Annotated in this window: 11 protein-coding genes; 7 read left to right on the forward strand and 4 right to left on the reverse strand. The window is 67.9% G+C overall.

Annotated features, from left to right (window positions below; all coding sequences use genetic code 11):
• The first annotated feature begins 36 nt into the window (after positions 1-36).
• From ACAW63_RS23315 to ACAW63_RS23345, 7 genes are all read left to right on the forward strand, one after another.
• Positions 37-912, forward strand: coding sequence for an SDR family oxidoreductase (locus ACAW63_RS23315; RefSeq protein WP_371229329.1), 876 nt, complete (start codon positions 37-39; stop codon positions 910-912).
• Positions 913-915: 3 nt separating this feature from the next.
• Positions 916-2,532, forward strand: coding sequence for a geranyl-CoA carboxylase subunit beta (gene atuC / locus ACAW63_RS23320; protein ID WP_371229332.1), 1,617 nt, complete (start codon positions 916-918; stop codon positions 2,530-2,532).
• 40 nt (positions 2,533-2,572) lie between these two features.
• Positions 2,573-3,733, forward strand: a complete 1,161-nt coding sequence (gene atuD, locus ACAW63_RS23325) for a citronellyl-CoA dehydrogenase (RefSeq protein ID WP_371229334.1) — start codon at positions 2,573-2,575, stop codon at positions 3,731-3,733.
• Positions 3,734-3,852: 119 nt separating this feature from the next.
• Positions 3,853-4,650, forward strand: coding sequence for an isohexenylglutaconyl-CoA hydratase (gene atuE / locus ACAW63_RS23330; RefSeq protein WP_371229336.1), 798 nt, complete (start codon positions 3,853-3,855; stop codon positions 4,648-4,650).
• A 16-nt stretch (positions 4,651-4,666) separates the two neighbouring features.
• Positions 4,667-6,655 (forward strand): geranyl-CoA carboxylase subunit apha, encoded by a 1,989-nt coding sequence (gene atuF / locus ACAW63_RS23335; protein WP_371229339.1) that lies wholly within the window; start codon positions 4,667-4,669, stop codon positions 6,653-6,655.
• A gap of 142 nt (positions 6,656-6,797) precedes the next feature.
• A complete protein-coding gene (locus tag ACAW63_RS23340) occupies positions 6,798-7,619 on the forward strand; it encodes an SDR family oxidoreductase (RefSeq protein ID WP_371229342.1) in 822 nt (273 codons plus the stop codon).
• A gap of 212 nt (positions 7,620-7,831) precedes the next feature.
• Positions 7,832-9,658 (forward strand): long-chain-acyl-CoA synthetase, encoded by a 1,827-nt coding sequence (locus ACAW63_RS23345; protein WP_371229345.1) that lies wholly within the window; start codon positions 7,832-7,834, stop codon positions 9,656-9,658.
• Positions 9,659-10,031: 373 nt separating this feature from the next.
• Here the strand turns inward: ACAW63_RS23345 and ACAW63_RS23350 are convergent, their stop codons facing one another.
• From ACAW63_RS23350 to ACAW63_RS23365, 4 genes are all read right to left on the reverse strand, one after another.
• Positions 10,032-10,670: a hypothetical protein gene (locus ACAW63_RS23350; RefSeq protein ID WP_371229347.1), complete on the reverse strand. Its 639-nt coding sequence runs from the start codon at positions 10,668-10,670 to the stop codon at positions 10,032-10,034.
• Between the two features lie 62 nt (positions 10,671-10,732).
• The gene (locus ACAW63_RS23355; protein ID WP_371229350.1) at positions 10,733-11,383 is read right to left on the reverse strand and encodes a hypothetical protein; all 651 of its coding nucleotides are present in this window, start codon (positions 11,381-11,383) and stop codon (positions 10,733-10,735) included.
• Complete coding sequence (locus ACAW63_RS23360) at positions 11,380-11,970, reverse strand: RNA polymerase sigma factor (RefSeq protein WP_371229353.1); 591 nt, start codon at positions 11,968-11,970, stop codon at positions 11,380-11,382. Before ACAW63_RS23360 ends, ACAW63_RS23355 begins: the two co-directional genes overlap by 4 nt.
• Before the next feature lies 1 nt (position 11,971).
• A complete protein-coding gene (locus ACAW63_RS23365; RefSeq protein ID WP_371229356.1) occupies positions 11,972-13,702 on the reverse strand; it encodes a von Willebrand factor type A domain-containing protein in 1,731 nt (576 codons plus the stop codon).
• Positions 13,703-13,789 lie beyond the last annotated feature (87 nt).

Raw genomic sequence — 13,789 nt, forward strand, 5'->3', positions numbered from 1 at the left:
TGGTGGGGGCCAAACCCGGCAGGACGAGAACAACACATGGCATACGACTCGATCTTCAAACCCGGCCTGTTCGACGGCCAGACCATCATCGTCACCGGCGGCGGCAGCGGCATCGGCCGCTGCACTGCCCATGAGCTGGCAGCCCTCGGCGCCCATGTGGTGCTGGTCGGACGCAAGGCCGAGAAGCTGGAGAAGACCGCCGGCGAAATCATCGAGGACGGCGGCAGCGCCAGCTGGCACAGCTGCGACATCCGCGACGAGGACGCGGTGAAGGCGCTGGTGGCGCAGGTCATCGCCGAGCGCGGGCCGATCCACCATCTGGTCAACAACGCCGGCGGCCAGTACCCCGCGCCGCTGGCATCGATCAACCTGAAAGGCTTCGAGGCGGTGGTGCGCACCAACCTGGTGGGCGGCTTCCTGATGGCCCGCGAAGTGTTCAACCAGAGCCTGAGCAAGACCGGCGGCAGCATCGTCAACATGCTCGCCGACATGTGGGGCGGCATGCCCGGCATGGGCCACTCGGGCGCGGCGCGCGCCGGCATGGAGAACTTCACCAAGACCGCCGCCATCGAGTGGGGCCACGCCGGGGTGCGGGTCAACGCCGTGGCGCCGGGCTGGATCGCTTCCAGCGGCATGGACACCTATGAAGGCGCGTTCAAGGCGGTGATCCCGACCCTGCGCGAGCACGTACCGCTCAAGCGTATCGGCACCGAGTCGGAAGTCTCCGCCGCCATCGTCTTCCTGCTCTCCCCCGGCGCGGCCTTCATCAGCGGCAACACCATTCGCATCGACGGCGCCGCCAGCCAGGGCAGCCGCGCCTTCCCGCTGTCCAAGGCGAAGCCGGGGCAGAGCCGCTCCTACAACGGCTTCCACCGTGCCTATCTACCCGATGTGCTGAAGGATCAGGAGTAAGCCATGCCGGTGATTCAGTCGGAAATCGACGCCCAGGGCGAAGAGTTCGCCCGCAACCGCGAGGCCATGCTGGCCGCCGTGGCGAGCTTCCGCGAGGTCGAACAGAAGGTGCTGGACAAGGCCGCCGAGGCCAAGCCCAAGTTCGACAAGCGCGGCCAGTTGCTGCCACGCGAGCGCCTGAACCTGCTGCTGGATGCCGGCGCGCCGTTCCTCGAACTCTCCTCGCTGGCCGGCTACAAGCTGCACGACGACAAGGACGGCACCCAGGCCGGCGGTGGCATCATCTCCGGCATCGGCTACATCGCCGGGGTGCGCTGCCTGGTGACCGCCAGCAACAGCGCGATCAAGGGCGGCACCATCTCCCCCACCGGGCTGAAGAAGACCCTGCGCCTGCAGCAGATCGCCTTGGAGAACAAGCTGCCGGTGGTAGCGCTGACCGAGAGCGGCGGCGCCAACCTGAACTACGCGGCGGACATCTTCGTCGAGGGCGCACGCGGCTTCGCCAACCAGGCGCGGATGTCGGCGGCGGGCATTCCGCAGATCACCGTGGTGCACGGCTCGTCCACTGCGGGCGGCGCCTACCAGCCGGGGCTGTCGGACTACGTGGTGGTGGTGCGCGGCAAGGCCAAGATGTTCCTCGCCGGCCCGCCGCTGCTCAAGGCCGCCACCGGCGAGATCGCCACCGATGAGGAACTGGGTGGCGCCGAGTTGCACGCCCAGGTCGCCGGCACCGCCGAATACCTGGCCGAGAATGACGCCGACGGCGTGCGCCTGGCCCGCGAAATCCTCGCCGCGTTGCCGTGGAATGCGCAGTTGCCGGCGCGCCCGAAAAAGGCATGGGACGCACCGCTGTACCCGGCCGAAGAACTGCTCGGCGTGGTGCCGGCGGACGCGAAGAAGCCCTACGACGTGCGCGAGATCATCGCGCGCATCGCCGACGGTTCGCGCTTCCTCGACTTCAAGAACGAGTTCGACAGCCAGACCGTCTGCGGCCACCTGCACATCGAAGGCCACGCCTGCGGCCTGATCGGCAACAACGGCCCGATCACCCCGCAGGGTGCGGCCAAGGCGGCGCAGTTCATCCAGCTGTGCGAGCAGAGCAACACGCCGATCCTGTTCCTGCACAACACCACCGGCTTCATGGTGGGCACCGAGTCCGAACGCCTGGGCGTGATCAAGCACGGCTCGAAGATGATCCAGGCGGTGGCCAACGCCACCGTGCCCAAGCTCACCCTGGTCGTGGGCGGCTCCTACGGTGCCGGCAACTACGCCATGTGCGGCCGCGGCCTGGACCCGCGTTTCATCTTCGCCTGGCCCAACAGCCGCACCGCCGTGATGGGGGGCGCCCAGGCCGGCAAGGTGCTGCGCATCGTCACCGAGGAAAAGCACGCCAAGGAGGGCAAGGACGCCGACCCGAAGATGCTCGACATGCTCGAACAGATGACCGCGCAGAAGCTCGACGCCCAGTCCACCGCGCTCTACGGCACCGCGAGCCTGTGGGACGACGGGCTGATCGACCCGCGCGACACCCGCGCGCTGCTTGGCTACCTGCTGGATATCTGCGCGGAGGCGGCCGTGCGGCCGCTGAAGAACAACAGTTTCGGCGTCGCGCGGTTCTGACGCGTCCATCCAACATTCAGGCTCAAGGAGAACAACAACAATGATCTTCACCCAGGAACACGAAGAACTCCGCCGCACCGTGCGCAACTTCGTCGATCGCGAGATCAACCCCTACGTCGACGAGTGGGAGAAGGCTGGCCGCTTCCCGATCCACGAAGTCTTCAGAAAGGCCGGGGCGCTGGGCCTGCTGGGCATCTCCAAGCCGGAAAAATTCGGCGGCATGGGCCTGGACTACAGCTACTCGGTGGTGGCTGCCGAGGAGTTCGGCACCATCCATTGCGGCGGCATCCCCATGTCCATCGGCGTGCAGACCGACATGTGCACCCCGGCCCTGGCGCGCTTCGGCTCCGACGAGCTGCGTGACGAATTCCTGCGCCCGGCCATTGCCGGCGAGATGGTCGGTTGCATCGGCGTCTCCGAAGTGGGCGCCGGTTCCGACGTCGCCGGGCTGAAGACCAACGCACGCAAGGACGGTGACGACTACATCATCAACGGCAGCAAGATGTGGATCACCAACTCGCCCTCAGCCGACTTCATCTGCCTGCTGGCCAATACCTCCGACGGCAAGCCGCACCTCAACAAGTCGCTGATCATGGTGCCGATGAACAGCAAGGGCATCAGCGTCAGCCCGCACCTGGACAAGCTCGGCATGCGCAGCTCGGAAACCGCCCAGGTGTTCTTCGACGACGTACGGGTGCCGCAGCGCAACCGCATCGGCGTCGAGGGCTCGGGCTTCATGATGCAGATGTTGCAGTTCCAGGAGGAGCGCCTGTTCGCCGCCGCCAGCGGGATCAAGGGTCTGGAGTACTGCGTCGACACCACCATCGACTACTGCAAGGAGCGCAAGACCTTCGGCCAGGCGCTGATCGACAACCAGGTCATCCACTTCCGCATGGCCGAGCTGATGACCGAGATCGAGAGCCTGCGCGCCCTCACCTACCAGGCCACCGAGCTGTACGTGGCGGGCAGGGACGTCACTCGCCTGGCCTCCATGGCCAAGCTCAAGGTCGGCCGCCTGGCCCGCGAAGTCACCGACGCCTGCCTGCAGTACTGGGGCGGCCAGGGCTTCATGTGGGAGAACCCGATCTCGCGGGCCTACCGCGACACCCGCCTGGTCTCCATCGGCGGCGGCGCGGACGAAATCATGCTGGGCATCATCTGCAAGCTGATGGGCACCCTGCCGGGCAAGAAGAAGGGCTGACCCTGCTTTTGTAGGAGCGAGCTTGCTCGCGAACCGCATGGCACTTCGGCGCCAAGTGAAACTCCGTTCGCGAGCAAGCTCGCTCCTACGAAGAGCCAAAATCGACGAGGAATTGCGGCATGAGCCAATTGCCGAACTGCGAAACCCTGCTGCTGGAACGTGACGGCGGCGTGCTGCACGTCACCCTCAACCGCCCGGACAGCCGCAACGCCATGAGCCTGGCGATGGTCGGCGAACTGCGCGCGGTGCTCGCCGCCGTGCGCGACGACCGTGCCGTGCGCGCCATTGTCCTGCGCGGCGCCGGCGGGCACTTCTGCGCCGGCGGCGACATCAAGGACATGGCCGGTGCCCGCGCCGCCGGCCCGGACGCCCATGCTGCGCTGAACCGCGCCTTCGGCGGCCTGCTGGAAGAAGCCCAGGCACAGCCGCAGGTGCTGGTCGCCGCGCTGGAAGGCGCGGTGCTGGGCGGCGGCTTCGGCCTGGCCTGCGTCTCGGACATCGCCATCACGGCCGCGGACGCGCAGTTCGGCCTGCCGGAAACCAGCCTCGGCATCCTGCCGGCGCAGATCGCGCCCTTCGTGGTGAAGCGCATCGGCCTGACCCAGGCGCGCCGCCTGGCGCTTACCGCCGCCCGCTTCGATGGCCGCGAGGCGCTGCGCCTGGGCCTGGTGCATGCCTGCGCGGACAGCGCCGAGAGCCTTGGCCAGCACCTGGCGGACAGCCTCGAGCAGGTCCGCCGCTGCGCCCCCGGCGCCAACGCCGCGACCAAGGCGCTGCTGCTGGCCACCGAGACCGAAGCCCTCGGCCCGCTGCTGGACGACGCCGCGCGCCAGTTCGCCGAAGCGGTGACTGGCGCGGAGGGTGCTGAAGGCACTATGGCCTTCGTGCAGAAACGCAAACCGAACTGGGCGCAGTAGCCCCGAGGAAATCTCCATGCCCAGCTTCGACAAGATCCTCATCGCCAACCGCGGCGAGATCGCCTGCCGGGTGATCCGCACCGCCCACGACCTGGGCTACCGCAGCGTGGCCGTGTACAGCGAGGCCGATGCCAACGCCCGCCACGTGCAACTGGCTGACGAAGCCGTGTGCATCGGCCCGGCGCCGGTGGGCCAGTCCTACCTGAAGCCCGAGGCCATCCTCGACGCCGCCAGACGTACCGGCGCCGACGCGGTGCATCCCGGCTACGGCTTCCTCTCGGAAAACGCCGACTTCGCCCGCGCCTGCGAGGCCGCCGGCATCGTCTTCATCGGCCCCGGCGTGGAAGCCATCCACCTGATGGGCAGCAAGCGCCTGTCGAAGATCGCCATGCTCGAAGCCGGCGTGCCCTGCATCCCCGGCTACGAAGGCGCGGAGCAGGACGACGCCACCCTCATCCGCGAGGCGCAGCGCATCGGCTACCCGCTGATGATCAAGGCCAGCGCCGGCGGCGGCGGGCGCGGCATGCGCCTGGTGACCCGCGGTGAAGACCTCGCCGAGCAGTTGCGCACCGCCCGCTCGGAAGCGCAGAACGCCTTCGGCAGCGGCGAGTTGATCCTGGAGAAAGCCGTGGTGCAGCCGCGTCACGTGGAGATCCAGGTGTTCGGCGACAGCCACGGCCATATCGTCTACCTCGGCGAGCGCGACTGCTCGGTGCAGCGCCGCCACCAGAAGGTCATCGAGGAAGCGCCCTGCCCGGTGCTGACCGAGGAACTGCGCGCCGCCATGGGCGAGGCCGCGGTGAAGGCCGCCGCGTCGGTGAACTACATCGGCGCCGGCACGGTGGAGTTCCTGCTGGACGCCAGCGGCGCCTTCTACTTCCTGGAAATGAACACCCGCCTGCAGGTGGAGCACCCGGTCACCGAACTGGTCACCGGCCAGGACCTGGTGGCCTGGCAGATCCGCGTCGCCGAGGGCCATCCGCTGCCGCTGACCCAGGAGCAGATCCAGCTCAAGGGCCACGCCATCGAAGTGCGCCTGTACGCGGAGGACGCAGGCCATGGCTTCCTCCCGCAGACCGGCCAGGTGCTGCGCTGGACGCCGCCGCAACTGGATGGCATCCGCATCGACCACGGATTGCGCGAAGGCCAGCCGGTGACGCCGTTCTACGACCCGATGCTGGCCAAGGTCATCGCCTACGGCGCCACCCGCGATGAGGCCCGGCGCAAGCTGGTGCGCGCCGTGGAGGACTGCGTGCTGCTGGGCGTGACCGGCAACCAGCGCTTCCTCGCCAACCTGCTCAGGCACCCGGAGTTCGCCGCCGGCAAGGCCACCACCGCGTTCATCGGCGAGCAGTTCGCCAACGACCCGAGCCTCGCGCCGCGCCAACCGCAGCCCCTGGAACTGGCCTGCGCCGCCGCCCTGCTCTACCAGGCTTCGGCCAGTGACCGCGCGCACCAGCCGGGGCTCGCCGGCTGGCGCAGCGCCGGCAGCGCGCCATGGCGCTTCGCGCTCAAGCAGGGCGAGGAGAAGTTCGTCGTCGAGCTGGAGGTCCGCGAACATGGCACCCAGCCGGCGCTGCTGGCGCGTATCGGCGACGTTCAGGTTGAGCTGCGTCTACTCGGAGAAGAAAACGGCGACGCGATCCTGGAAGCCGACGGCATCCGCCGCCGTCTGCCCTTCCACCGCGAAGGCGCGCGCCTGTGGCTGTACGGCGCGGACGGCAACCTGGAATTGCTCGATGTCACCCACGAATCCGCCGGCGCGGTCGGCGGCGCCGGCTCGGGCACGGTGAAGGCGCCGATGGATGGCGCCATCGTCGATGTGCTGGTGACCGAGGGCGCGCGGGTCAGCAAGGGCCAGCTGCTGCTGGTGCTGGAAGCGATGAAGATGGAGCACCCGCTCAAGGCCGGCGTCGACGGCGTGATCCGCCGCGTGCAGGTGAGCAAGGGCGAGCAGGTGAAGTCGCGGCAGTTGCTGGTGGAGGTCGAGGCCGAAGACGCCTGAGCCGCTTTTCGCTTTTCGTAGGAGCGAGCTTGCTCGCGAACCGAGGCCCCGCTGCGGGGATTGTTCGCGAGCAAGCTCGCTCCTACAGGTTCCCGCCAGCGATTCCGTCAAAACAAGACAACAAGAACACGGAGCCCCAACCATGTCCCTCAACGGCAAAACCCTCTTCATCACCGGCGCCAGCCGTGGCATCGGCCGCGAGATCGCCCTGCGCGCCGCGCGCGATGGCGCCAACATCGTCATCGCCGCCAAGAGCGCCGAGCCCCATCCGAAACTGGAAGGCACCATCTTCAGCGTCGCCGCGGAAGTCGAGGCCGCCGGCGGCAAGGCGCTGGCCCTGCAACTGGACGTACGCGACGAAAACGCCGTGCGCGAAGCCATGGCCCGCGCTGCCGAGCATTTCGGCGGCATCGACGCGGTGGTGAACAACGCCGGCGCCATCAAGCTGGTGGGCGTGGAACGCCTGGAACCCAAGCGCTTCGACCTGATGTACCAGATCAACACCCGCGCCGTGATGGTCTGCAGCCAGGCCGCACTGCCCTACCTGAAGCAGAGTCAGGGCCACATCCTCAGCCTGTCGCCGCCGCTGAACATGGCCAACAAATGGTTCGCCCAGCACGGCCCCTACACCGTCACCAAGTACGGCATGAGCATGCTCACCCTCGGCATGCACGAGGAGTTCAAGCGCTACGGCATCAGCGTCAACGCCCTGTGGCCGAAGACCATGATCGCCACCGCCGCCATCGAGTTCGAACTGGGCAGCCGCGAAGCCTTCAAGCGCGCGCGCACCCCGGCGATCATGGCCGACGCCGCCTACGCCATCCTCGCAAGCCAGGGGCGCAGCATCAGCGGACGCCTGCTGATCGACGAGGACATCCTGCGCGAACAGGGCCAGACCGACTTCGAGCAATACCGCTTCGACCCGAATGGCGGCAGCCTGGTGCCGGACCTGTTCCTCGACTGACGACCCGCCATTCGGCGCACCACAACGGACGGCGGATAACCGCACGCGGTTATTCGCCCTGCGGCGCTTGCCGCGTGCCGCTGCCGCCCCTAGCGGCCCATTTGCCGAACTGCCTGACGCACCGCGCGTCCGGGTCATAGCCTCGATGCGCAAACACCTCCTAGAGTGATGGGACGCCAGTTCCCGCAGAACAACGACAAAGCGCGAGAGCCATGACCCACGCCGACCTGATCACCCCGACCCGCTTCATCGCCCACCTGCCCGCCACCCTCGGACGTGTGCCGCGCATGCTGCGCGGGCTGTACTACACCGGCATCCGCAACCGCGAGAAGAACCTCTCCCTGGGCTGGGCCCTGGAGCGCGCCGCGCGCCTGTACCCGGACAGCCCGGCGCTGATCGACGAACGCCGGCGCCTGTCCTATGCCCTCTTCAACGGCTGGGCCAACCGCCTGGCGCGAGCCTTCCAGGCCGAGGGCGTGGGCCACGCCAGCGTGGTGGCGGTGATGCTGGAGAACCGCGCCGAACTGATGGTGGTGCTCGCCGCCCTGGCCAAGCTCGGCGCCATCGGCGCGCTGGTCAACACCACCCAGCGCGGCCAGGTGCTCAGCCACAGCCTCAACCTGGTCAAACCCAGCCACTTCGTGGTCGGCGAGGAGCTGCGCGAAGCCTTCGAGGAGGTCCGCCCGGTGCTCGAGAACAGCGGCGGACGCTGCTACTGGGTGGCCGACGGCGACACCCTGAGCGAACCCAGCCAGCCGCCGGTGGGCTGGCACAACCTGATGCGCATGGCCCAGGAGCAGGGTTCGACCAACCTGTCCGAGACCGCCCAGGTGCGCCTGAAGGACGCCTGCTTCTACATCTACACCTCCGGCACCACGGGCCTGCCGAAAGCCTCGATCATGAGCCACGGCAAGTGGATCAAGGCCTACGGCGGCTTCGGCCACTCGGGTCTGGGGCTGAGCACCCGCGACGTGCTCTACCTGACCCTGCCCTGCTACCACAACAACGCCGTGACCGTGTGCTGGAGCGCGGCGCTGGCCGGCGGCGCGGCCATCGCCCTGCGCCGCCGGTTCTCCGCCAGTGCCTTCTGGAAGGACGTGCAGGCCTACCAGGCGACCTGCTTCGGCTATATCGGCGAGCTCTGCCGCTACCTGCTCAACCAGCCGGAATGCCCGGAGGAACGCGGCAACAGCCTCACCTGCATGATCGGCAACGGCCTGCGCCCGTCGATCTGGAACGAATTCAAGGCGCGCTTCGGCATCGAGCGGATCACCGAGTTCTACGCCTCCAGCGAAGGCAATATCGGCTTCACCAACGTGTTCAACTTCGACAACACGGTGGGCTTCTCCCCGGCCACCTACGCCATCGTCCGCTACGACCTGGAGAACGACCGGCCGGTGCGCGGCGCCAAGGGCTTCATGGAAAAGGTCGACAAGGGCGAGGCGGGCCTGCTGATCAGCGAGATCAGCGACAAGTGGCCGTTCGACGGTTACACCGACCCGTCCAAGAGCGAGGCGGCGATCTTCCGCGACGTGTTCAAGAAGGGCGACGCCTGGTTCAACACCGGCGACCTGATGCGCGACATCGGCTTCAAGCACACCCAGTTCGTCGACCGCCTGGGCGACACCTTCCGCTGGAAGGGCGAGAACGTCTCGACCACCGAGGTGGAGAACGCCCTGGGCGCCTTCCCGGCCGTCGAGGATGCGGTGGTCTATGGCGTGGAGATACCCGGCACCAATGGCCGCTGCGGCATGGCCGCGCTGCGCCTGCGCGATGGCGCCAGCCTGGACGGCAGGCAACTGGCCGAACACCTGGACCGCGAGCTGCCGGCCTACGCCGTGCCGCTGTTCCTGCGCCTGCTGGACCAGGTGGAGACCACCGGGACCTTCAAGTACAAGAAGACCGATCTCAAGCGCAGCGCCTACGACCCGCAGCAGGTGAACGAGGCCCTGTTCGTGCGCCTGCCCGGCGAGCCCGGCTACCGGGCACTGGATGGCGGCCTGTTCGAGTCGATCCGCCGCGGCGAGCACCGCTTCTGAACATCCGAACGGCGTATGACGTCGAACGTTATACGCCCTACGCCACGGCTGTCCCGGTGCCGGACGGCTCTTCGTAGGAGCAACTGTCTTCGTCCGGGCGAGTCCGTGCCGATGCATCCCCCTCACCCCAGCCCTCTCCCTCAGGGAGAGGGGGCAGTCCGCGCCGACTGACACCAAGGTTTCATCCTGCTCTGAACGGTTCTCTCTCCCCTTGGGAGAGAGAACTGCCCGTGCCGGCTGACGTCAAGGCTTCATTCTGCGCCGTACGGTCCCCTCTCCCGCTTGCGGGAGAGGGTTAGGGAGAGGGGCTTTCAGGCTCGTAGGAGCGGACTCTGTCCGCGATCAGCCTCGAAGCTCACGCCGAAAGTGCAGATCAGTTACGGAACTGGAACTGCAGCTCCGCGCCACGGATATCCGAGTGCCAACTGTCGTCGTCGGTCTCGCGCTCGTTGCGTTCACGCTGGATCAGCCGCGCGCCCATTTCGAACGGACTCTGCCCCGTCTTCTCCTCGAACATCGGCGGCAACAGCGGCTTGTCTTCCTGCTCCAGCACCGGCTGGTCGGGCTGCAACTGATGCACCAGATCCCTGGGCAGGCGCAGGTCCAGCTTCACCGGCGGCAGGGGCTGTTTGACGGCGGGATCGACCGCCGGCGTCTTCGCCGTCCTCGCCCTGGAGTCCGCCTTGGTCTCGCGCTTGGCAGGGGCTTTCGCTTCGGGCTTGGTTGCCGCTTCGACAGCCGGCGCTCTGGTTGATGCCACCGGCTCGGCCGCGGCCGGCACGGCTTCCGACTCGCGCGGCTGCTCGGCGGCCGGCTGCGGTGCAGGCGTGGGGGCCGGCGCCGTCTCCGCGGTGGGCTGCGCGGGTGGAGTCGGACTCGGGGCCTTGTCCTTGTGCTCGTCGCCACAGGCGGCAAGCAGCAGTGTCAGACAGGCGGCAAGTAAGATTCGGCTGGACGTCATGATCGGGCAAGCGGGAAAAAACGCGCCATGCTGGCGCGAGTCGAACGCCATGGCAAGAGGCCAGTTATCACCATGAGTCTGTCAGAGGCCGCCTTGCGGCGGCCTGTCTTCGGTCAAGGCTTGGCCGGCAGGGCGCGCAGCGCGGCATCGATATCCAGCTTCGGAAACTGCCGTTGCAGGGCCTGGCGCAGCTCGCGAGCCTCATCCTGCTGCCCCTGCTCCTGCAGCACACGCAGACGCAACAGACTGGCCTGGGGCTCCTGCGGTGCCATGGCATCGGCCATTTGAGCGGTGGGTGCGGCCTCCTCCGCCAGCGCGCCGGACGCCTTCGCCGCAGGCGGCGCCGCATACTGCTGGTTGGCGATGCTACGGGCGACGGACTCGGCCTTGCGCTTGGCTTCCGCCGGCTCGGTGGCGGGCGGCGCCGCAGGAGCCATGGCAGGCGCCGGGGCCGGTGGTGCCGCACTCAACAGGGCCGGGGCGACGGGAGCGTCGAAGCGCTCCGGCGCTTCCTCGTAGGTGCGCAGGGTCAGGCTCAGACCGATGCCCAGGGTCGCCAGACCGGCCACGGCGACACCCCAGCGCTGGCGGCTGCCGGTGCCCAGTAGCCAATGGCGCAGGCGTTCGGCGAAGCTCGGCTTGCGCTCCTGCACGGCAGCCCGGGCGGCGGCCAGGATGCGCGCGTCCAGCTGCGCCGACGGCTGCTCGTCGCTGTGCCGGCGGTAGTGCTCGAGCAATTCCTGCTCGCGCGGATCGCGGTTCATGGGCTCACCTCCTCGGTCGCCGCCGGGTCGGACAGCAACCGGCGCAGTTTCTGCAACGCGTAGCGCAGCCGGCTCTTCACCGTCTCGGCCGGGGTTCGCGTCAGCTCGGCAATCTCGTTCAGTTCCAGGTCGCCGTGGGCGCGCAGCAGGAAGACTTCGCGCTGCTCCTCCGGCAGCGCCTCCAGTGCGCCCTGCAGGCGCTGTTGGTCGCGGCTCAGGACCAGTTCACGCTCGGGATCCTCGCTCTCTCCGGGCAGCGCATCGCCGTGCAGTTGCTCGTCGAAGCTCTCCTGGCGCCCCTGGTGCCGCCCCTGCTTGCGCCAATGGTCGATCAGCCGGTTGCGGCCGATCTGGTACAGCCAGGTCTTGAAGCTGGCCGCGCCCGGCTGGCTGTCACTGCGGACCAGGCTCAGCCAGGTTTCCTGGAAGACTTCCTCGGCCTGTGCGCTGTCGCCGCACAAGCCGCAGAGGAAGCGGAACAGGCCGAGGCGATGGCGAGCGTAGAGCTCGGCGAAGGCCTCGGCGTTGCCTTGTCGATAACGCCGCAGCAGCACGGCGTCACTGTCGTCCCTGAGGGGTATGTTCACATCACTCGATCCGTGCCTGTTCGGGTACCGGGGTCTGCAGGCTCTGCGCCAGCTCGGCGAGCTGGACGAACTCACCGCGCAGGCCGAAGCGATCCTCGCCGCGTGCGGCGCGAGCCAGCTGCACAGTATCGCCGATGTCGAAGGCACCGGTGTAGCGACCGCCTTCCAGCTGCTGGGCGAAGGCCGCCACCGCCGCGGCGAAGCGCAGGTCATCGCTGGCCTGGGCAATGTTCGCGCGTTGCTCGGCGGCGCGGATCGGCCGCTCGATCAACTGGCTGGCACCACCCTGCGGGCCCTTGTAGCGCACTCGCAGCAGGGCCAGCTCGTCACCCTTGGCAGCGCCCTTCGACGCGTCGTTCTGGTAGCGCAGCGGCTCCAGCCAGCCCTTGCCGCCAGTGGGAACGATTTCGTAGAGCGCCGTGACGGTATGCCCCGCGCCGATCTCCCCGGCATCCACCTTGTCGTTGCTGAAGTCTTCACGCTTGAGCGCGCGATTCTCGTAGCCGAGCAGACGGTATTCGCTGACCTGGGCGGGGTTGAATTCCAGCTGGATCTTCACATCCTTGGCGACGACCGCGAGGGTCGAGCTGAGCTGCTCCACCAGCACCTTGCGCGCCTCGCGCAGGTTGTCGATGTAGGCGTAGTTGCCATCGCCGGCGTCGGCCAACTGCTCCATGAGCTGCTCGTTGTAGTTGTCCACGCCGTAGCCGAGGGTGGTCAGCGAAACGCCGCTGCGGCGCTTCTCCGCAGCCATCTGCTTGAGGGTCTCGAAGTCGCTGATGCCGACGTTGAAGTCGCCGTCGGTGGCCAGCAGGATGCGGTTGATGCCCTTGTCCAGGTAGCCCTTCTGCGCCATCCGGTAGGCCAGTTCGATGCCCGACGCGCCCGCTGTGGCGCCACCGGCCTGGAGCTGCTCGATGGCGTTGCGAATGGTCGCCTTGTCGCGCCCGGACGTCGGTTCCAGCACCACCCGCGACTCGCCGGCGTAGACCACCAGCGACACCTTGTCCTGGTCGCGCAACTGGTCTACCAGCAGCTTCAGGGTGCTCTTCACCAGCGGCAGGCCCTCGCGGCGGTCCATGGAGCCGGAGACGTCCACCAGAAACACCAGGTTGGCCGGCGGCAGCGCGGCGACGCTGCGGTCCGAGGCCTTGATGCCGACGCGCAGCAGGCGGGTATTCGGGTTCCACGGCGTGGGCGCAAGCTCGGTGGTGATGCCGAAGGGCGATGCGGCATCGCTGGGCAGTGCGTAGTCGTAGGGGAAGTAGTTGACCATCTCCTCCAGCCGCACCGCGCCCTTGGGCGGCAGGCGACCTTCGTTGAGGATGCGGCGGACGTTGGCGTAGCTGCCGGTATCCACGTCGATGCTGAAGGTGGAGACCGGGTCCTGGGCCACGGCGTGCACCGGGTTGTCCGGCAGGTTCTGGTACTGCTCGCGCGGCACGTCCACGTAGCCGGGCTGCTGCATGTCGGCCATGGGAACGGGGGCGATGCTCGCGACAGGCGCCTGTGCGACATAACCGACGGAGCGCTCCAGCTTGGCACTCTCCGCCAGCTGCGGCGGTGGGCTCGCGGGCTTGATGGTGGGCTCGACCTGAATGGCGTCGGCGTTTGCAGCGGCTTTCTGCTTCGGTTCGCCCTCGCGGGAAATACCGCAGCCGGCGACGGCGATCAGCAGACCGATGGCGAAACCCTGGGCGGCAGGGCGAAGGAAGTGAACGGGAAGCGACATGGCGGCAGCCTCGTGGAGGGATTCAACTCCTCAGACGAGGCCGCGCAGGGAAACGGGTTAACGCAGTGTGGAACCGGAGCTTTTCGT

Source organism: Pseudomonas sp. QE6, from assembly GCF_041379005.1.
Classification (GTDB): Bacteria; Pseudomonadota; Gammaproteobacteria; order Pseudomonadales; family Pseudomonadaceae; genus Pseudomonas.

Excerpts from the sequence above, each read along its gene's own strand:
- ACAW63_RS23315 (WP_371229329.1), top strand. The coding sequence starts at position 37 with ATGGCATACGACTCGATCTTCAAACCCGGCCTGTTCGACGGCCAGACC.
- atuC (WP_371229332.1), top strand. The coding sequence starts at position 916 with ATGCCGGTGATTCAGTCGGAAATCGACGCCCAGGGCGAAGAGTTCGCC.
- atuD (WP_371229334.1), top strand. The coding sequence starts at position 2,573 with ATGATCTTCACCCAGGAACACGAAGAACTCCGCCGCACCGTGCGCAAC.
- atuE (WP_371229336.1), top strand. The coding sequence starts at position 3,853 with ATGAGCCAATTGCCGAACTGCGAAACCCTGCTGCTGGAACGTGACGGC.
- atuF (WP_371229339.1), top strand. The coding sequence starts at position 4,667 with ATGCCCAGCTTCGACAAGATCCTCATCGCCAACCGCGGCGAGATCGCC.
- ACAW63_RS23340 (WP_371229342.1), top strand. The coding sequence starts at position 6,798 with ATGTCCCTCAACGGCAAAACCCTCTTCATCACCGGCGCCAGCCGTGGC.
- ACAW63_RS23345 (WP_371229345.1), top strand. The coding sequence starts at position 7,832 with ATGACCCACGCCGACCTGATCACCCCGACCCGCTTCATCGCCCACCTG.
- ACAW63_RS23350 (WP_371229347.1), bottom strand. The coding sequence starts at position 10,670 with ATGGCGTTCGACTCGCGCCAGCATGGCGCGTTTTTTCCCGCTTGCCCG.
- ACAW63_RS23355 (WP_371229350.1), bottom strand. The coding sequence starts at position 11,383 with ATGAACCGCGATCCGCGCGAGCAGGAATTGCTCGAGCACTACCGCCGG.
- ACAW63_RS23365 (WP_371229356.1), bottom strand. The coding sequence starts at position 13,702 with ATGTCGCTTCCCGTTCACTTCCTTCGCCCTGCCGCCCAGGGTTTCGCC.